The 17,241-nt window shown below is 66.1% G+C and carries 18 protein-coding genes and 2 pseudogenes; 9 read left to right on the top strand and 11 right to left on the bottom strand.

The features are described from left to right. Positions 1 to 136: 136 nt before the first annotated feature. From NP4_RS29630 to NP4_RS29615, 5 genes are all read right to left on the bottom strand, one after another. Positions 137 to 1,300 (bottom strand): GGDEF domain-containing protein, encoded by a 1,164-nt coding sequence (locus tag NP4_RS29630; protein ID WP_245997385.1) that lies wholly within the window; start codon positions 1,298 to 1,300, stop codon positions 137 to 139. A gap of 96 nt (positions 1,301 to 1,396) precedes the next feature. Beyond that, positions 1,397 to 1,960 carry a dihydrofolate reductase family protein gene (locus NP4_RS29625; protein WP_068004995.1) on the bottom strand — a complete coding sequence of 188 codons (564 nt, stop codon included), beginning with the start codon at positions 1,958 to 1,960 and terminating at the stop codon, positions 1,397 to 1,399. 40 nt (positions 1,961 to 2,000) lie between these two features. After that, complete coding sequence (locus NP4_RS41240) at positions 2,001 to 2,147, bottom strand: hypothetical protein (RefSeq protein ID WP_156524951.1); 147 nt, start codon at positions 2,145 to 2,147, stop codon at positions 2,001 to 2,003. A gap of 48 nt (positions 2,148 to 2,195) precedes the next feature. Continuing rightward, positions 2,196 to 3,488, bottom strand: coding sequence for a DoxX family protein (locus tag NP4_RS29620; RefSeq protein WP_068004993.1), 1,293 nt, complete (start codon positions 3,486 to 3,488; stop codon positions 2,196 to 2,198). Next, positions 3,485 to 4,036 carry a M15 family metallopeptidase gene (locus NP4_RS29615; protein WP_245997381.1) on the bottom strand — a complete coding sequence of 184 codons (552 nt, stop codon included), beginning with the start codon at positions 4,034 to 4,036 and terminating at the stop codon, positions 3,485 to 3,487. The genes NP4_RS29620 and NP4_RS29615 overlap by 4 nt, the downstream gene beginning before the upstream one ends. Before the next feature lie 89 nt (positions 4,037 to 4,125). Between NP4_RS29615 and NP4_RS29610 the strand changes: the two are divergent. The 3 genes and pseudogenes from NP4_RS29610 (at position 4,126) to NP4_RS29600 (ending at position 6,830) form a co-directional block, all read left to right on the top strand. Further along, positions 4,126 to 4,817, top strand: a pseudogene (locus tag NP4_RS29610) (response regulator transcription factor). Continuing rightward, on the top strand, positions 4,810 to 5,892 hold the full coding sequence (locus tag NP4_RS29605; RefSeq protein ID WP_174556183.1) for a sensor histidine kinase: 1,083 nt from the start codon (positions 4,810 to 4,812) through the stop codon (positions 5,890 to 5,892). Before NP4_RS29610 ends, NP4_RS29605 begins: the two are co-directional and overlap by 8 nt. Before the next feature lie 59 nt (positions 5,893 to 5,951). After that, entirely contained in the window at positions 5,952 to 6,830 is an 879-nt protein-coding gene (locus NP4_RS29600) for a hypothetical protein (RefSeq protein WP_082876332.1), read from the top strand. Positions 6,831 to 6,839: 9 nt separating this feature from the next. On the opposite strand, the gene NP4_RS29595 is transcribed toward NP4_RS29600, so the two are convergent. Next, a complete protein-coding gene (locus NP4_RS29595) occupies positions 6,840 to 7,472 on the bottom strand; it encodes a maleylpyruvate isomerase N-terminal domain-containing protein (RefSeq protein ID WP_068004990.1) in 633 nt (210 codons plus the stop codon). A gap of 127 nt (positions 7,473 to 7,599) precedes the next feature. Here NP4_RS29595 and NP4_RS29590 point away from each other — a divergent pair, with 127 nt between their 5' ends. From NP4_RS29590 to NP4_RS29580, 3 genes are all read left to right on the top strand, one after another. Further along, positions 7,600 to 8,145, top strand: coding sequence for a GNAT family N-acetyltransferase (locus NP4_RS29590; RefSeq protein WP_068004988.1), 546 nt, complete (start codon positions 7,600 to 7,602; stop codon positions 8,143 to 8,145). A gap of 112 nt (positions 8,146 to 8,257) precedes the next feature. Further along, positions 8,258 to 9,070, top strand: a complete 813-nt coding sequence (gene prcB / locus NP4_RS29585) for a proteasome subunit beta (protein ID WP_068004986.1) — start codon at positions 8,258 to 8,260, stop codon at positions 9,068 to 9,070. Positions 9,071 to 9,142: 72 nt separating this feature from the next. Next, entirely contained in the window at positions 9,143 to 9,427 is a 285-nt protein-coding gene (locus NP4_RS29580; RefSeq protein ID WP_068004983.1) for a hypothetical protein, read from the top strand. A gap of 14 nt (positions 9,428 to 9,441) precedes the next feature. Here NP4_RS29580 and NP4_RS29575 read toward each other — a convergent pair whose 3' ends face one another. Further along, the gene (locus NP4_RS29575; protein WP_068004981.1) at positions 9,442 to 10,422 is read right to left on the bottom strand and encodes a GlxA family transcriptional regulator; all 981 of its coding nucleotides are present in this window, start codon (positions 10,420 to 10,422) and stop codon (positions 9,442 to 9,444) included. A gap of 52 nt (positions 10,423 to 10,474) precedes the next feature. Here NP4_RS29575 and NP4_RS29570 point away from each other — a divergent pair, with 52 nt between their 5' ends. Next, positions 10,475 to 10,879, top strand: a complete 405-nt coding sequence (locus tag NP4_RS29570) for a cupin domain-containing protein (protein WP_068004979.1) — start codon at positions 10,475 to 10,477, stop codon at positions 10,877 to 10,879. A 196-nt stretch (positions 10,880 to 11,075) separates the two neighbouring features. Continuing rightward, a pseudogene (locus NP4_RS42845) lies at positions 11,076 to 12,038 on the top strand (GGDEF domain-containing protein); the annotation flags it as partial. A 32-nt stretch (positions 12,039 to 12,070) separates the two neighbouring features. Here NP4_RS42845 and NP4_RS29565 read toward each other — a convergent pair. Genes NP4_RS29565 through NP4_RS29550 form a run of 4 tightly spaced genes read right to left on the bottom strand, consistent with a single transcriptional unit; the run spans position 12,071 to position 16,088 of the window. Continuing rightward, positions 12,071 to 13,324 (bottom strand): amidohydrolase, encoded by a 1,254-nt coding sequence (locus NP4_RS29565; RefSeq protein ID WP_068004976.1) that lies wholly within the window; start codon positions 13,322 to 13,324, stop codon positions 12,071 to 12,073. Positions 13,325 to 13,367: 43 nt separating this feature from the next. Continuing rightward, complete coding sequence (locus NP4_RS29560; RefSeq protein ID WP_068004973.1) at positions 13,368 to 13,955, bottom strand: TetR/AcrR family transcriptional regulator; 588 nt, start codon at positions 13,953 to 13,955, stop codon at positions 13,368 to 13,370. Continuing rightward, a complete protein-coding gene (locus tag NP4_RS29555) occupies positions 13,955 to 14,410 on the bottom strand; it encodes a MarR family winged helix-turn-helix transcriptional regulator (RefSeq protein ID WP_068004971.1) in 456 nt (151 codons plus the stop codon). Before NP4_RS29555 ends, NP4_RS29560 begins: the two co-directional genes overlap by 1 nt. Before the next feature lie 13 nt (positions 14,411 to 14,423). After that, a complete protein-coding gene (locus NP4_RS29550; protein ID WP_082876336.1) occupies positions 14,424 to 16,088 on the bottom strand; it encodes an MFS transporter in 1,665 nt (554 codons plus the stop codon). Between the two features lie 238 nt (positions 16,089 to 16,326). Here NP4_RS29550 and NP4_RS29545 point away from each other — a divergent pair, with 238 nt between their 5' ends. After that, positions 16,327 to 17,241 carry an LLM class flavin-dependent oxidoreductase gene (locus tag NP4_RS29545; RefSeq protein WP_068004967.1) on the top strand — a complete coding sequence of 305 codons (915 nt, stop codon included), beginning with the start codon at positions 16,327 to 16,329 and terminating at the stop codon, positions 17,239 to 17,241.

Here is a 17,241-nt window from a genome sequence, read left to right as displayed (position 1 = left end):
GATGGCATGCTGGGAAAACGCTTCAATTCCCATTGCCTACGCCATGTCCCGCCCACAACGGTTGTGCTCGTGCTTGAGTCGCGATACACGCGGTGAGATCCCCAATTCGGTTCGGACTCTGCGAAAGACGAACCGATTACACCTTAACCGTTCGAACGGGAGGACGATGCGGCAATACTGTTGTTTCGGTGATCGCGAAGGCATTGCCGCCCATGCGCTTCGCTCGATACATGGCCCAATCGGCGTCCTGCAGGGCGCGCTGTACGTCGGCGGGATCGAATTTGTCGGTGGGGCCGATGGTGGTCAGCCCGACGCTGGCGGTAATGGTCGTCGGCAGGTCGGGCATGGTCGCGATGGCGTGGCGGAGTTGTTCGGCGATCTCGGACGGCCGGGCGTCGCGCAGATAGCCGAGGACGACGAATTCCTCACCACCGATTCGGGCGACCAGGGCATCGGGCGCTGCTGCGGCGCGCAGTCGGTGCGCGGTGTGTTGTAAGACCCTGTCGCCGAAGGGATGTCCGAAGGTGTCGTTGACGGATTTGAATCGGTCCAGGTCCAGGGTGGCCACATAGACCGTGCCGTGGCCGGGGCACAGATACCGGGAGAGGTGGTAGTCGAGGCCGCGGCGGTTGAGCAGCAGGGTGAGCGGATCGGAGATCGCGTTCAATCGCCAGACCCAGCGGCAGAATTGGGCCGTCGGCAGCCCGATGACGCTGAGCGACACGATGATCAGCGCGATGGCCGCGCCGAGCCGTCCATCACCCGCCGCAGCGCCGGTGTGTGCGGGGTCGTCGAGAATCAACAGCACGACCAGCGTGCCGGTCGAAAGCAGCGACCAGCCGACATGGGCGGCGAGGATGCGCTGTCCGTGAAATGCGCCCGCGTACATGCCGGGAACGGTCAGCAATGTCGTCACCAACGCCCCATAGAGCCGGTTCTGCGCGGCCACCGCGCCGAAGGTGATGGCCAGATCCGCGCCCGCGCACCACAGCAGTGACTCCACGCGGCCCGGCCACGGTAACAACCACCAACGCAAAGCCCATGTGGCGGTGAGGATTACGATCAGCAGGCACCCGATCGCGAAGAAGGCGTTGCGCGGCCCGATATGCGAGATCATCGACAGCGCGGTGACGAGGCACATGACCGCGCCGCCCGAGCCGAGCATGACTTTCACCAGGCCCAGCGCGCGGTGGTACGCGAGAACGTCGACCAGCCAGCGGTAATCGACCCGATCGCGCCACCAGGCCAGAAGTAATGCCCTGCTGTCGCCCATCCGAGTCACCACCTTTGGGGTTGCCATGGTGTAACCGCATTAGCTGGCACCGTTGTTTGTCGGCTACATCATAGTTTGCTACCAGTGGCGCGTTTCGGGTGGATTGACAACGAAATGTTGGCATTACGGGCGCGCGCGTCGGAAGCGCAGGTAGACCACGCGCGAGCTCAGAGTCTGCGATTCGACCAGTTTCAGGCCGAGGGGTTGGGGCAGCGGCGGGAAATACGGTGTGCCGGAACCGAGGATGATCGGATTGACGAATTGGCGGTATTCGTCGATCAGATCTTCGGCAATGGCCGCCGCGGCCAGTTCCGCCCCGCCGATGGATACGACACCGTCGCCCGACTGATCACGCAGCAGGGCGATTTCGGTGGCGATGTCCTCGGTGGCCAGCCGCGCGTTGCCGACCACCGAATCCAGCGTGCGGGAGAACACCACCTTCGGAATCGGCCGCCAGATCCGAGCGAACTCCAAATCCAGTTCGTCCGACATGGTCTGCTCGGCGTCCTCCCACACCAGCATGTCCTGATAGAGCTTGCGCCCACACAGATATCCGGCGAGCTGATGCGTCTGCTCGATATGGAAGCGCATTTGCTCGGCATCGGGGTCACCCCACCCGATATCGCCATCCGGCCCGGCGATGAATCCGTCCAGCGACACGCTCATCGAGTAGATCACGGGCAGCATAGGTTTCCTCCTCGGTTGGTGTGGCCCATTACAGCGGAGGCTATGGGTTCATGTGCCCGAATTTGATGATCAGCAGATCGGCGACGACGATCGCGACGAAGACGACCGCGGCCGTGTGGTAGCGCAGTGCCCACAGGCCCGCGGCCCCTCCGAACCAATAGAGATCGCTGCTCTCTAACGGGAGCATCGTGCACGGTTGATCCGTGATTCGTCGAGTTCGCTGCGTCCGGAAGCGCTAGCGGAAGTACGCGTAGTCCTGCACCCAGTGGAATCCGCGGTTGCGCAGGGTGAAGCTGTTCAGGTCTACGCGGTCGAGAGTGATCGTGACCTGGTGGTCGCGCAGTGTGCCGCGTAGGAGCAGTCCGTCCGGGGTGGGGCGTTCGGTGGACAGTGTCGCGAATGGTGTTCGGGGTTCGGCTGTTTCGCGTAGTTCCAGTTGTCCGTTGGGGAGGAATTCGGCGCGAGCGGGTATCAGCTCGCCGTCCATCAGCTGATAGGTCGCTGTCTCCGGAGTATCGAAAACGACGCGCTGCCACCGCGTCTCGTCGGTGGTCAGCGGTAGAACCGATCGGCCGTCGAGGGTGAAATCTCGTACGTTCCAGATTCCGTACAGCACGGATTTCGGTCTGCTCGCGGAGTACTGCTCGTGCCAGACGATCCAGCTGTCGACGCCGCAGCCCAGCGCGACCCACAGGGCGAGTGCGACCTGAAGCCACATCGCGATGCGGTTTTTCCTGTGGTCGGCGAACAACGAGTGCGGCGTCAGCGGCTGGCACTCGCGTTGCAGGACGAACACATCGGCCAGCCGTCGCAGGTACGGGGCGAGCAGTACCAGGCCGATCGACAACAGGTGTGAGGCGAGCAGCTTCTCCGGTATGTCGAATGCCATATTCAGCAACAGGATTTGAGCCGTACCGGCCACGCTGAGCGCAGCGCCCAGCACCGCGGTCCGCGGGATGAACAGCAGCAGTCCGGCCACGACTTCCACCGCGCCGAGCGCGATCTCGTACGGATGCGAGCTGCCCACCTGGAGCCACAACACCGACGCCGGACTCAAATCACCGTACGGCTCCAGCAGCTGTGCCAATGTGGGGCCGGGCATTTGGATGAGGAACATCTTGACGAACCCGAACGACAGCATCTGCCCGCCCAGGCACACCCGCAGGAACAGGGTGAACCAGGCCAGCAGCCGCGGATGAGAGGTCCGGCGATCCAAAGCGGTCCACGCCCCGGCGGCCAGGACGGTGACAACCAGGATGCAGAACATCAGCACCCAGACCGACGTCTGGTCTCCGGCCCCGGAATCGTTGTGCAGCACCGCATCGACCCCGAACAGCGATCTGCCCACCCAGCCGGTGACGGGGTCGGTCACGACCAAATTCCACAGCACGCCGTGCCTGCGTATCCACCGCCCGGCGAGGCCCGACAGTGTGAGCGGGATATAACTCTGCAGCAGACAGTACAGCCCGAAATAGACGACGCAGAAGCGAAAGGCGATGCGTGTCAACGGATGCCAGCGAGCGATCACCGATGCATCCTCGGGTCCTGGGTGGGGTCGGCGTACTGGGCCGGGCAGCCGTTGTCGTCGGCTCCGGAACGAAGTTCGAAGTGCCAAGGTTCGTTTCGGTAGATCTGGCACAGCCCGTAGCGAGCGCCGTGCGTGGACAGCCATGCCGTGGCCTCGCCGGGTCCCAGATCGACCGCCTCTCCGGCCACATGAGCGGACGTGGCGGGCGTGGCCACCCACCGGGCGGCCGCTTTCTCCGAGCCGTACTTCGAGATCGCTTCGCGCAGTAGCTGTTTCTGATCCTCCGGGGAGCGCCAGCCGCTGTTGACGATGAATTCGATCCCCTCGTCGGCGGCGTCGGTCGCCGCGCGGCGTAGGGCTTGGAGTAGATCGGGAGCGAGGTTGGCCACGGACGGACTCTCGTCGTCGAAAACGGTCACGCCGCCGTGTGGACTGTCGAGAGACCGTGGGCCGGTCGGTAATCGGGACGCCAGTGACTGGAAGGCGAGGACGCAGACGACGGATGCGCCGACGACTGTCAGGGCGATGAGAATGCTCGATCGAATCACGCGCTCAGTCAAAGCGGGCCGGCGTTGTCGGTGCGTATGCGATTTTCGATATGCCGCCGATATGCCCGGGCTGGGAGGATCGAGAGTCTATGCGCGTATTGATCGTCGAGGACGAACCCTATCTGGCAGAAGCGATCCGTCATGGCCTGCGCCTGGAAGCCATCGCCGCCGATATCGCCGGTGACGGCGATACCGCTTTGGAACTGTTGGGCGTCAACGCCTACGACATCGCCGTGCTCGATCGCGATATCCCGGGCCCCTCCGGCGACGCGGTCGCCGCGCATATCGTCGCGTCCGGCAGCGGGCTGCCGATCCTGATGCTCACCGCCGCCGACCGGCTCGACGACAAGGCGACCGGCTCGACGACAAGGCGACCGGATTCGAGCTCGGCGCTGATGACTATCTGACCAAACCCTTCGCATTGCGCGAACTCGTTCTGCGGCTGCGCGCGCTGGATCGCAGGCGCGCCCACAGCAGGCCGCCCGTGCGCGAGATCGCGGGTGTGCGTCTGGATCCGTTCCGTCGTGAGGTCTATCGCGACGGCCGTTACGTCGCGCTGACGCGCAAGCAGTTCGCCGTGCTCGAAGTCCTCATTGCCGCCGAGGGCGGTGTGGTCAGCGCCGAGGAACTGTTGGAGCGGGCGTGGGATGAGAACGCCGACCCGTTCACCAATGCCGTGCGCATTACGGTTTCGGCCCTACGTAAGCGCCTCGGTGAGCCCTGGATCATCGCGACCGTGGCCGGAGTCGGATACCGCATCGAGGCAGGCGGGCGTGAATAGAGCACCCGGCCTGAGCGTTCGACTCAAACTCGCTCTCAGCTACGCCGGATTTCTCATGCTGGCGGGCACGTTGTTACTCGCGGTCGTATGGGTGTTCCTCCTGCGCTATGTGCCCGATCATGAGTTCGGCAGGCCCCCCGGCAGCGGGCCCGATCGCGCGGAACTGGTGAGCGCCTTCGGTCCGAAGGCCGCCTGGGCGCTGGCGCTTCTGCTGGTATTCGGGCTCGTGGGAGGGTGGATTCTTGCCGGGCACATGCTCTCCCCGCTGACGCGTATCACCAATGCCACGCGGATGGTCGCGGACGGGTCGCTGTCGCACCGAATCCAACTGGAAGGCCCGCGAGACGAATTCCGCGAACTCGCCGATGCCTTCGACACCATGGTCGCCAGGCTGGAGGCGCACGTCGCCGAACAACAGAGATTCGCGGCCAACGCCTCCCATGAACTGCGCACTCCGCTGGCGATCACGCAGACGCTACTCGATGTGGCGCGCAACGATCCGGACCGTGACACCGGCGAACTCGTCGCCCTCCTCTATACCGTTAACTCGCGAGCGATCAATCTGACCGAAGCATTGCTCCTACTCAGCCGGGCCGACAGAGGGTCCTTTGCCCGGGAGCGCGTGGATCTTTCCCTGCTGGCGGAGGAAGCCGCCGAAACGCTTCTTCCGCTCGCGGAAAAACACGGCATCACCCTCGAGACTTTCGGTGACATCGCGCCAACCATCGGCTCACCCGCCCTGCTACTGCAACTGACGACGAACCTGGTGCACAATGCGATCGTCCACAACCTGCCCGCGCACGGCAGCGCGCGGGTCACGACCAGCGTGCAACCGGATTCGGTACGGCTCACCGTCGAGAACACGGGTGAAAGGCTCACGCCCGGAGTGGTTTCCACCCTGGTCGAGCCGTTTCAGCGCGGCGCCGAACGCATCCGCACCCACCACTCGGGCGTCGGCCTCGGCCTGGCGATCGTCGAGAGCATCACCCGGGCGCACGGCGGAATCCTGACCCTCGTGCCCCGCCCCGAGGGCGGCCTGTGCGTCACGGTGCGGCTGCCCGCGTGTCATCGGTGATTTGCCTGTGGGGCTTATTGTTTCACCGTTCGTGTGGGATCGATGAGGGGACGGCGACGATGGGTGTTCGGTGGGCTGTGGTGTGCGCGGCCATATTTCTGGTGGTGAATGGCCTCGGAGTCGCGGCCGCCGAACCGGATTCCGAGCCGATGGGCTCGAATGGGCCAGCGGCCCTTGATGGATGGCGGCAGACCGGGGCGCGGCAGGAATCGGTGTTCAAGGTCGGTGAGGGCGTCGCGACGCGGAAGGTCGCGGGTGGGTCGGAGTTGGTTTTCCGTGGCGTGGGGCAGGTTCCGAGTGATCTGTCGGATCAGGGCTGGAATCATGTCGGCGATCCGGATTCCGCGCAGGGCTATGTATTCGACGCCTACGAGCAGTCGGGTCGGTCGTCGAAGCTGTTCCGGGTCACCGATCCGAAGGGTGTGGTTTCGGATTTCACCTACACACTGGAACCCGGTGCGCGGTTCAACAATTCGTGGGTCGCGGTCAGCCCGGACGCGCGGTGGATGCTCAATGGCGAATGGGGGCAGATGTCGCGGTTTCTGATCTTCGCCGCGCCGCTGCTGAATCCGGCCGCGCCGGCGGCGGGGGCGCTCGCGCGAACGGGATTTCTGACCCTCGACACAACGGTGCAGAACGTGCAGGGCTGTACCTTCTCCGGTCCGACCGCGCTGCTGTGCACTTCTGATGTGCCCGACCCCGCGGGCGGCACCATTCCGACGCTGCTGGAGATCACCTGGGCCGGGGCGCTCGACGGCAGGGATCGGTCGGCGGCGGTGCGCACGCTGGGAACGCTGCCGCAGATCAGCACCTGTCGCGGCACCTTCGAATCCGAAGGGCTGGACTACGATTCCGCTTCCGGAAATCTCACCGTCGTGGTGAACAAACCGAATCTGTGCAAAACGCAGAGCACCGTTTACACCTTCACTCGAAAGTAGCGCCGCGGGTCAAATGCCTGCGATGGTGTCGGGTGCGCGTTCGGCTCGGCTCAGGGCGCGCAGAACGGCCGGTTGACCGTGCCGGGTCACCGCGAGGCGTGACAGCAGGTCGAGTACCGGCTCGAAGACGTGCGGCGGGAAGGCGGGGGTGGGAATGTCGGCGCTGAGGGCCAGATCGTCGGAGTGGACGACGATTTCGAGCATGCGGGTCAGCAGGAAATCGTCGAGGAGCATCGGTGTCTGCGCGAAGGAGATGATGCGGTCGTGCGGTTCGGTCGGAAGCGCCGTGAGTTGCTGGGCGACCGTCGATTCCACCGCGGCGGCCAATGCCTCCGCGCCATCGGCCGCCACGGATTCACCGCCCTCCCGGATACGCACATTGATCTCCGCGTCGGTATCGGCTTGAAACGCCTCGGCTCCGTCGAAGAACTCCGCGATCGTCACCGGCCGCGCCTGCGGCGCCTCGGCCACCAGCACCCGTGATACGTGCAGAATCTGCGCGCCGAGATGCCCGGCGAGCCCGCGAACGCTGAATTCCTTCAACACACTCGGCCGCTCCCATGCGGCACCGATCGCCGGATCGGACAGCAACCGCGCCGCGGAGGCCGCGGCCTCCAAATACACATCCCTGATCCTAGACATTGACTGCCCTCCAACGTGTTTCGCTGTCGATGGCAGCTTAGCGGGGAGTGGTCAGCGGCGAAGTTCGATACGCTCTCGCTGCGGCCCGCACCCACGCTGAGATCGATCCGGAGACCTGTTGACGACCATGACGAACAATGCGTCCGAACCCGCACTACCGGAGACAATCGCGCTGTGCGGGAACGAAATTCATTTGCGGGAGTGGGGCGACGCCGACATACCGGCCATGGTCGAGCTGTTCGACGAGAACGAAGTCGGCCGCTGGACCCCGCTGCGCAGTCCGTTCGACGAGATCGAGGCGCGAAACTATCTCGACCGTTCCCGGGCTCTGCGCGCCGATGGCGTCGCTATCCAGCTCGCGATCACCACCGACGCGCGCACTCCACTCGGTGAAATCCTGTTGTTCCGCACCGGTTCCGACGCCGAACTGGCCTATGCGGTAGGCGCCGCACACCGCGGCCGAGGTCTCGCGGCGAGCGCGGTCCGCCTGCTCACCGACTACGCCTATCGCGAACTGGGCACCAGACATGTCCTGCTGCGCATCAACTCGGCGAATGCCGCCAGCGTTGCCGTCGCCCGTGCGACCGGCTTCGAGCTCACCGACGATCCGGTCACTGTTCGGGGACGATCCGGGCCGCTGCGAACCTGGTGCCATCGAGTGCCACAGCCTTAGACTCGCCGTTCGGCGGCGGGCCGCAGGTTCGATTGCATCTCAACCTGTTTCGACAGGGTAATGTCGGTTTACCGGGTGTGGGCTCGGCGGTGTGCGTGGAGGAGGGGTCGAGATGAGCGATGCGGTCGACTGGAATTACGCGACGTCGTCCTTCTTCGACCGGTTGCGGGCGGAAGCGCCGCAATTGCTGCCGTGGCACGGGTCGGGTGGACGAGGGCCGGGTGCGGGTGAGGTCGTGCACGGGACCACGATCGTCGCGGTGAGCTATCGCGGGGGCGTGCTGCTGGCCGGTGACCGTCGGGGGACCATGGGGAATCTGCTGGCGACCCGGGATATGGAGAAGGTGTTCATCACCGATGCCTATTCCGCGGCGGGTTTCGCGGGGACGGTCGGCACGGCGGTGGAGATGATTCGGCTGTTCGCGGTCGAACTCGAACATTACGAGAAGATCGAGGGCGTGCCGCTGACCTTCGAGGGCAAGGCCAACAAGCTTTCGCAGATGGTGCGCGAGAATCTGCCCGCGGCCATGCAGGATTTGGCGGTGGTGCCGTTGCTCGTCGGATACGACTCGCGCGCCTCCGATCCGAGCCGCGCGGGGCGGATCGTCTCCTATGACCTCGTGGGCGGCCGCACGGAGGAGCGATTCGGTTACGCCGCGGTCGGTTCGGGGTCGCTGTTCGCGAAGACGTCGCTGAAGAAGACCTACAGCCGCGACCTCGATGCCGACCGCGCACTGCGGATCGCCGTCGAATCGCTGCTCGATGCCGCCGACGACGATACGGCCACCGGTGGGCCGGATGTGATTCGGGGAATCTATCCGACCGCGGTCGTCATCGACGCCGAGGGCGCGCAGCAGGTCGGCGAGGACCGATTTGCCGAGATCACCGGGGCGCTGCTCGCGGAGCGTGCCACCGAAGCGTCCTGAAACGCGACAAACAGTCCCGATCCGTGGGGTGTCGACCGCGCGTGGCGATGATCACGGCTACGGTGGGCGACTATGGGGACGAGGGAAATCACGGTAACCGTCGACGAGGACGATTGGCTGCCCCTGCGCGATGCCGCCGACTGCGCCGGAATGAGCGTATCGGCTTATGTCGCATGGGCGGTCCGCCTGCTCGCCATGCAATCCCAACCCGGACGATCCGCGCGAAACGAGGTTCCGGTGGCATCGAGAGCCGCGCGTCCGTCGATCGACGCGGCCGATGAGCCGGAGTCCGCGGCGTGGATGGCCACCTTCTCCGAACGCTTATCGCACCGCGCCGAACAATTCCGAAACGACTGAGCCACAACCGCCGCTCATCGCGGAGCCGGACCGAATCGGCGACGATACTGCGATGGCGCGAGGCCGGTGTGGCGGCGCATGACGGTGCGCAGATTCGCGGCCGTGCCGAGTCCGGTTCGGCGGGCGATGATTTCGAAGCGGTTCTCCCCGCGCTCGATCAGTCGGCAGGCCAGGGTGATGCGTTCGGTGGTCAACCAGGCCAGCGGGGTGGTGCCCAGTTGGGTATGGAAGCGGCGATGCAGGGTGGCGGGGCTGACCGCGGCCCGGGCGGCCAGATCCGCGACCGTGAGCGGCGTGTCGAGTCGCTGCTGAGCCCAGGCCAGGACCGGGGCCAGCGACTGATCGGGTAGATCGGGGACGGGGCGCTCGATGAATTGCTTCTGCCCGCCCTCGCGGTGCGCGGCGAAGACCAGGCGGCGGCTGATCGCGTTGGCGACCTCCGCGCCGTAGTCGCGCCGCACGATGTGCAGTCCGAGATCCAGGGCGGCCGAACTGCCCGCGGCGGTGAGGATATCGCCGTCGTCGACGAACAGTACATCCGGTTCCAGCCGGACCTCGGGGAATCGGCTACGGAAATCATCCGCCCACATCCAGTGCGTCGCCGCGCGGCGGCCGTCGAGTATTCCTGCCTCGGCGAGCGTGAAAGCGCCACTGCAGAATCCGGCCAGCACCGCGCCGCGGGCATGGGCGCGCCGGATGGCCGCCAGCAGCACGGGGCGACGCGGCACCTCCACATCCGGACGGTTCGGAACGATCAGCAGATCCGCGTCCTCGGTGGCCTCGAGACCTGCCACGCCGGTCAGGGTGAAGAAGCCGTCGCGCATGAGCGTCCGCGGCTCCGGCGCGCACAGCCGGAAGTCGTACAGCTCGCTGCCCAATTCGGGGCGGCGCAGTCCGAATACCTCGGTGGCGCAGCCGAGTTCGAACGGATTGGAGTTCTCGTCGACTATCACCACCACCCGCGGCGGCCGAACGTGAGAGAAATCTTGCGACATATGCGATTCCTAGCACTCACACCGCGCCCGGACAACTGACCAGGATATTCCCATGCGCAACGAACCGATCGCCCTGAACACCGCCCTCGCCTCCTTCGACGCGCTCTGGAGTCCGCACGTCGTCACCCGCGTCAACGACTACGACGTCCGAATCGCCAAGGTGCGGGGCGAATTCGTCTGGCACGTCCACGACGACACCGACGAATTCTTCCTGGTCCTCGGCGGTCAGCTGGACATCGGACTGCGCGAGCCGTCGGGCGAACGCACCGTCCATCTGGCGACCGGTTCGGTCTTCACCGTGCCGCGCGGTGTCGAGCACAGGCCCTGCGCACCCACCGGCGCGTCGATCCTGATGTTCGAGATCACCGGGACCGTCAATGTCGGCGACCGGCACGAGCCGATGCCCGAGCACATCACGGCGACGACCGGATATGCGCTCCCGAGTAAGGGGTGGTGAGACCGGACATCCGAGCCGGGCCGCATTGACATGCGAGCAATCCCTCAGCTATCTCTGAATTCATTGCCGAGACGAGGCGGTGATTCGGGTGACCGGCAGTCGGACATTGATCGCGAACTGGTGGCGGGACCGGGCGGGCTACGACTGGCTGGTCGATGTGCTGCGCTTTCATTCCGCGCTCGGCTGGGTCAAGACGATGATCGGCGCGGGCGGCGCGGTGATGTGCCTGGTCACGGTGTTGTCGCTGCTGTCGCATATCGGGCCGCGCAACGGTGTGTTCGAGATCGGCTGCTGGGTGGTCGTCGGGCTCACCGCGCTGTGGGCGCTGCGCTGGTGGTTGCTGCCGTGGCCGAGTCGCACGCGTGCGCTGCTGTGGTGTGCCAGTGCGGACCTCGCCATCACCTTCGGCGCGCTGGCCGCGGGGCATCGCGTCTACGGCGCGCTGGTGATGACGTTGCTGACCGTCGTCGGAATGTGCCTGATCTTCCACGGGCCGCCGGTGCTCATGCTGCACATCGGTTGGTCGCTGGGCTCGATTCTGACGCTCGCGCTGTTGCTGACGGCCGACGATCCGGCGCATTCGGGCGTCGCGGCCGGTGACGGTCGGCTCGCGATCGCCGTCGTGTTGATCGTGGTGGCGTTGAGCGTCGTCGGATTGCCGACGGTGCAGTTCTGCTACTGGCTCTGGCGGCTGCACGCGCTGCTGGATCCGTTGACCACGTTGCTGAACCGGCGCGGACTCGATTATCAACTGACGCAGTCGTTTCGGTCCCGCACGGCGGGTTCGGCCTATGCGGCCACCATCGATCTGGACCGATTCAAGATCGTGAACGACACCTACGGTCATCAGTGCGGTGACGACGTGCTGCGGCGGGTCGCCGAGAGCCTGCGGTGGGCGGCGGGTTCCGATGCGGTGGTCGCGCGCACCGGTGGCGAGGAGTTCGTGGTGGTCGGGCGGCTGCGGGCGAAATCGCTGTCGGCCGCGGGGGAGCGGCTGCGCCGGGCCGTCGAGACCGTGCCGGGCCTGTCGATGGTCGTGACCGCCAGCGTGGGCGTCGCGCGCTGCCGGATCGCGGATGTGCGCGATCCGGCTCGCCTGCAACAGATTCTGCGCCGCTCCGATGCGGCGATGTACGACGCGAAGCGCGACGGCGGCAATATCGTGGTGATCGCCGGGTCCGAGGCGCAGGGCTATACGCCCTGCGGCGCAGTCGATTCGGCGCTGCCCGGCCGAGCCGGTCCGAGCCAGGTCAGCGCGGCGACGACCATGGCCCCGACGCCGGTGTCGAGGGTGGGCTGGATCAGTGGCGCGAAGAACGGACTGTGATTGAATACGATCTCCCCGGCCTCGGGATCGGCGCCGCCGAGGATCCAGTACACGATCGGAATGTCCAGGGCGGTGGCCAGATCGCCCGCGTCCTCGCTGCCCATGAAGGGCTGGGGGAATTCGAACACCTTGTCGCCGAACGCGTCTCGCAGGGCCGTCACCGTCTTCGCGGTGGCGGCCTCGTCATTGCTCAGCGCGGGATAGCGGTAGATCGGTGAGATCTCAGGGGTTTTCGGCGCGCCCGAGGCCCGCGCCTCGGCCTCGACGATGCGCTGGATCGAGGCGAGGATACGGGTGCGGGTCTCCTCGGCGAAGGTGCGCAGATTGATCTTCAGCTCGGCCTGATCGGGAATGATGTTGTCCTTGGTCCCGGCATGGATCGAACCGACCGTCAGGACCGCCGGTTCGGTGCCGGAGAGTTCGCGCGAGCGCACGGTCTGCAGCCGCATGATCGTGGCCGCGGCCATGACGATCGGATCGATGGCCAGATCCGGTTGCGAACCGTGCCCGCCGACGCCGAACAGCCGAACCAGCAGCGAGTCCGCGGCGGCCATCAGATATCCCGGCCGATAGCCGACCATACCCGCCGGAAGCGGCGAGACATGTTGGGCCAGTACGATTTCCGGCTTCGGAAACCGTTCATACAGGCCGTCTTCCACCATCGCCGTGGCGCCGTTACCGCCCTCCTCGGCGGGTTGGAACACCGCGACCACCGTGCCGGACCAGGTCGCGGCGTCGGCGGCGAGTACGGTCAGGGCGCCGAGCTGGCAGGTGACGTGCATATCGTGGCCGCAGGCGTGCATGACCGGCACATCGTTGCCGTCGGGATCGGTTCCGGTCGCGGTGCTGGCGTAGGGCAGTGCGGTCTGTTCGGCCACCGGCAGCGCGTCCATATCGGCGCGCAGCAGCACGACCGGGCCGTCGCCATTGCGCAGGACGGCGACCACGCCGGTTCGGGCGATTCCCGTGGTCACCTCGAGGCCGAGCCCGTCGAGATATTCGGCGATCTTGGCCGCGGTCCGGAATTCCTGATACGACAGCTCCGGATGCTCGTGCAGATCTCGATAGAACTCCTCGAGTCGCGCGCGGGCGTGGTCTGCCAATCTCGGTGCGGTCATTCGCGCCACAGTAAATAAGCTTTACATGCGAGTCAAGTAAAGTTCAGGGCCGCGGCCGCAGGCCCCACCACAGCAGATCGATCGCCTGATCGATGGCCTCCTCGGTCGCCTTCTCCGACAACAGGATCAGCGACGCGGCGACGCCCAGGCACGCCGCCGCGGCGGCCTCGATATCGACCTCCGGCGCGATCTCACCGCGCTCGCGCAGGCGTCGCAGCGTGTCGTTGACGAAGTCCAGGCGCGGGGTGAGCGCGTGCTCGCGGTAGGACTGCCAGACATCGGGATGCTGAGCCGAATCCGCCCACATCTGGGTGGCCACGGCGATGGCCTCCGCGGAGGCGAAGCGGGTCAGCGCCGCCTTCAGGGCGTCGGGGCCGTGCAACTCGTCGAGATCGGGTGCGGTCGGGGCGGTGGCCTGCTGTTGGAAGCGATAGTCCATGACCGCCTCGACCAGTTCGCGTTTGGTCGGCCAGCGCAGATAGATCGTGGGGCGGGTGACGCCCGCGTCGGCGGCGATATCGGCCACGCGCATGCGGCTGTAGCCGTCGGTGGCCAGGCGGCGGCTGGTCGCGCGCATGATCGCCTCTTCGATCGCGGGATCGCGCGGGCGTCCCTTCGGGGCTTCGCCCATCATTCGCACTGTTCGTCGAGCAGGTCCACCAGACGAGTCAGGGCGTGGGTCAACACCTTTCGCTCCGCGGGATCGATGCCGTCCAGGGCATCGGCGAAGCGTTGGATGCGGGCGGAGGTGAGGCCGTTGACCAGATCGCGGGCATTGTCGGTGGCCCGCAGCAGCTGGGCGCGGCCGTCGACCGGGTCGGCGGTGCGCTCGAGATAGCCGACCTTCTCGAGGCCGGTCACGATGCGCGACATGGTCGGCGCGGTGACCCGTTCGGCGGCGGCGAGATCGCCCAGCCGCATCGGGCCGCCCCGGACCAGCGTCGCCAGCGCGGCGGCCGATCCGGGGCTCAGTGATCCGAGGTCGCCGGAGCGACGCAGCAGCCGGATGATCCGGCCCAGGGCCAGGTACAGATCCGCGGCCTCGGCCAATTGCTCGGCGCTACGTGGTCGCTCCTGCTGGATCATTTCCTGACGGCTCCTACTCGGTCGATGTTCCAGCCAGTATGCCTTCCCGCTCGGCCTCGGCGAGCTCCTCGGTCTCGTCGGTGTCGTATTTGCCGCCCGCGAACCAGGACGCGATCGCGCCGATCGCCATCATCACCGCGGCGGCCAGGAAGACCACCACCAGACCGGAGTGGAACGGTCCGGAGATCAGATGCGGGAAGAACTCCTGTCCGGTCAGCACATCCGACCGCACGCCGGGGTTGTCCAAAGTGCCGCTGGGACCGAGCAATTCCTTGAACGGGTTGTAGCCGAGGAAGGTCGCGAACAGGCTGCCCACCGGCGGCATATCGGCGATGTGCCCGGCGACGTCGGCCGGTACGCCCTGTTCACGCAGTCCGGAATTCATCGCGCCCGGCAGCGTGCCCGACAGGCCCACGATCATCAGCGAGAAGAAGATGCCGATCGACAGCGCCATACCGCCGTTCATCAGCGTCGCGCGCATACCGGAGGCCACACCGCGCTGGGAGGCGGGCACCGCCGACATGACCTCGGCGGTATTGGGTGAGGTGAAGATGCCCGTGCCCAGACCGTTGAGCAGGATGATCAGCGCGAACAACCAGTAGTTGAAGTCCACCGGCAGCACCACCAGCAGCACGAAGGTCACCGCCGCCAGGGCCAGGCCGCCCGTCGCGAACGGCCGCGGCCCGTACTTGTCGCTGAGCCAGCCCGAAATCGGCCCGGCCACAAGGAATCCCGCCGTCAACGGCAGCATGTAGATACCGGCCCACAGCGGCGTGGACTCGTAGTCGAAACCGTGCAGCGGCAGCCAGATGCCCTGCAACCAGATGATCAGCATGAACTGCATGCCGCCGCGCCCGACCGAGGCCATGAGTCCGGCGAGGTTACCGAGTCCGAACGCCCGATTGCGCAGCAGCGACAACTGGAACATGGGTTGGCGCACCCGGGTCTCGATGACGCAGAAGGCCACCAGCAGCAGGATTCCGCCGATCACCGCGCCCAGCACCCACGGATTGGTCCAGCCGGTCTTGGAGTCGCCGTGCGGCTGGATGCCGTAGGTGATGCCGGTGAGCAGGGCGGTGAGACCGAGGGCGAAGGTCAGGGTGCCGGGTAGGTCCAGCGAACCTGGGCTGCGGGTGCCGAAGTCGTGCAGCGATCGGTACGACCACACCGTGCCGAGAATGCCGAACGGCACGCTGACCCAGAAGATGGCCTTCCAGTCCCATTCCGCGAGCAGTCCGCCGATGAGCAGACCCAGAAACGATCCGGCCACGGCCGCAACCTGATTGATGCCCAGCGCCACACCGCGCTGATTGGCCGGGAAGGCGTCGGTGAGGATGGCCGCGGAATTGGCCATCAGCATCGCGCCGCCCACGCCCTGGATCACGCGCCAGCCGATCAGCCAGATCGCGCCCCCGCCGTGGGAGAGCGGATCGAACGACAGGGCTATCGCGGAGAGGGTGAAGACCACGAAGCCGTAGTTGTAGATGCGCACCCGCCCGAACATGTCGCCGAGGCGGCCGAACATCACCACCAGCACCGCGGAGGTGAGCAGGAATCCCATGAGCAGCCACAGCAGATAGCTGACATTGCCGGGCGACAGCGGGTCGAGATCGATGCCGCGGAAGATCGCGGGCAGCGAGATGATCACGATCGACGAGTTGATGGTCACCATCAACATGCCGAGCGTCGTATTGGACAGCGCGACCCACTTGTAGTGCGGGTGGTCGCGGTCGACGCGCAGTCGGCGGCGGATGGTCTGCACATCGCCGACGTCGAGTTCTTCGGTAGGTGTCGCGGAAGCCAAGAGCGTCCCCCTCGAGGAAGCAAGCGGATAGGGCCTCCATTTAATATAGTTGCATTAGGCTAACTAAAGAAACTGGGGAATGCGTCACACCCCTGCCCGCGTTGTGGCCCGTATGCGCTTCGCGATCTCGATTCCGCAGTTCTACGCCGACGGTGAGTTCGACCCGCAGGGCTTCACCGCGTTCGTTCGCAGAGCCGAGGAGCTCGGATTCCATAGCGGCTGGACCCAGGAACAGGTCCTGACCATGAACGAGATGCCGCAGCTGGGCGCGATCGAGACCATGACCTACGCCGCGGCGGTGACCGAGCGCTTGCGACTGGGTTGCTCGGTCTTCGTGACGCCCCTGCATATGCCCGTACATCTGGCCCGCTCGCTGGCCAGCCTCGATCAGCTCTCGCGCGGACGGCTCGAGATCGGCGTCGGCAGCGGCGGACGCAATCGGCCCTATGCCGCGTTCGGGCTCGAACCCGAGGGATTCATCTCCCGGTTCACCGAGGGGATCGAGGTGATGAAGCGGCTGTGGACGCAGCCGAGCGTCACCTTCGACGGCCGCTTCACGCGGCTGAAGGACGCGCGGATCGTGCCGGGGCCGTGGCAGAAACCCACGCCGCCACTGTGGTTCGGCGGCGGCCACGACCGAGCGCTGCGGCGCGCGGTCCGATTGGGTGACGGCTTCTTCGGCGGGGGTTCGAGCACGACCGCGGCCTTCGCCGATCAGGTGCGCACGGTACGGGCCGAACTGGCCGACGCCGGACGCGATCCGGCGAGCTTCGGCATCGCCAAACGGGTGTATCTCGCCGTCGACGACGATGCCGGGCGGGCGCGTCGACGGCTGGCCGAGGATCTCGAAAAGCTCTACGGCACTCCGGCGTTCGCCGCGGTCGCGGTGGCGGGCGATGTCGGCGACTGCGTGCGCGGGGTGCGCGAGATCATCGCGGCCGGGGCGGAGCTGATCCTGTTCACGCCGTTGTTCGAGGCGGCGGAGCAGATGGAACGCATTGCGGCCGATATCATTCCGCAGCTGTGA

Source organism: Nocardia pseudobrasiliensis NBRC 108224 (assembly GCF_001613105.1).
In the GTDB taxonomy this organism is placed as follows: domain Bacteria; phylum Actinomycetota; class Actinomycetes; order Mycobacteriales; family Mycobacteriaceae; genus Nocardia; species Nocardia pseudobrasiliensis.
The sequence above is the reverse complement of the archived record's forward strand: the minus strand, read 5'-3'. Positions and strand labels throughout refer to the sequence as shown.

Excerpts from the sequence above, each read along its gene's own strand:
- NP4_RS29630 (WP_245997385.1), bottom strand. The coding sequence starts at position 1,300 with ATGGCAACCCCAAAGGTGGTGACTCGGATGGGCGACAGCAGGGCATTA.
- NP4_RS29625 (WP_068004995.1), bottom strand. The coding sequence starts at position 1,960 with ATGCTGCCCGTGATCTACTCGATGAGCGTGTCGCTGGACGGATTCATC.
- NP4_RS41240 (WP_156524951.1), bottom strand. The coding sequence starts at position 2,147 with ATGCTCCCGTTAGAGAGCAGCGATCTCTATTGGTTCGGAGGGGCCGCG.
- NP4_RS29600 (WP_082876332.1), top strand. The coding sequence starts at position 5,952 with ATGGGTGTTCGGTGGGCTGTGGTGTGCGCGGCCATATTTCTGGTGGTG.
- NP4_RS29595 (WP_068004990.1), bottom strand. The coding sequence starts at position 7,472 with ATGTCTAGGATCAGGGATGTGTATTTGGAGGCCGCGGCCTCCGCGGCG.
- NP4_RS29590 (WP_068004988.1), top strand. The coding sequence starts at position 7,600 with ATGACGAACAATGCGTCCGAACCCGCACTACCGGAGACAATCGCGCTG.
- prcB (WP_068004986.1), top strand. The coding sequence starts at position 8,258 with ATGAGCGATGCGGTCGACTGGAATTACGCGACGTCGTCCTTCTTCGAC.
- NP4_RS29580 (WP_068004983.1), top strand. The coding sequence starts at position 9,143 with ATGGGGACGAGGGAAATCACGGTAACCGTCGACGAGGACGATTGGCTG.
- NP4_RS29575 (WP_068004981.1), bottom strand. The coding sequence starts at position 10,422 with ATGTCGCAAGATTTCTCTCACGTTCGGCCGCCGCGGGTGGTGGTGATA.
- NP4_RS29570 (WP_068004979.1), top strand. The coding sequence starts at position 10,475 with ATGCGCAACGAACCGATCGCCCTGAACACCGCCCTCGCCTCCTTCGAC.
- NP4_RS29565 (WP_068004976.1), bottom strand. The coding sequence starts at position 13,324 with ATGACCGCACCGAGATTGGCAGACCACGCCCGCGCGCGACTCGAGGAG.
- NP4_RS29560 (WP_068004973.1), bottom strand. The coding sequence starts at position 13,955 with ATGGGCGAAGCCCCGAAGGGACGCCCGCGCGATCCCGCGATCGAAGAG.
- NP4_RS29555 (WP_068004971.1), bottom strand. The coding sequence starts at position 14,410 with ATGATCCAGCAGGAGCGACCACGTAGCGCCGAGCAATTGGCCGAGGCC.
- NP4_RS29550 (WP_082876336.1), bottom strand. The coding sequence starts at position 16,088 with ATGTTGATGGTGACCATCAACTCGTCGATCGTGATCATCTCGCTGCCC.
- NP4_RS29545 (WP_068004967.1), top strand. The coding sequence starts at position 16,327 with ATGCGCTTCGCGATCTCGATTCCGCAGTTCTACGCCGACGGTGAGTTC.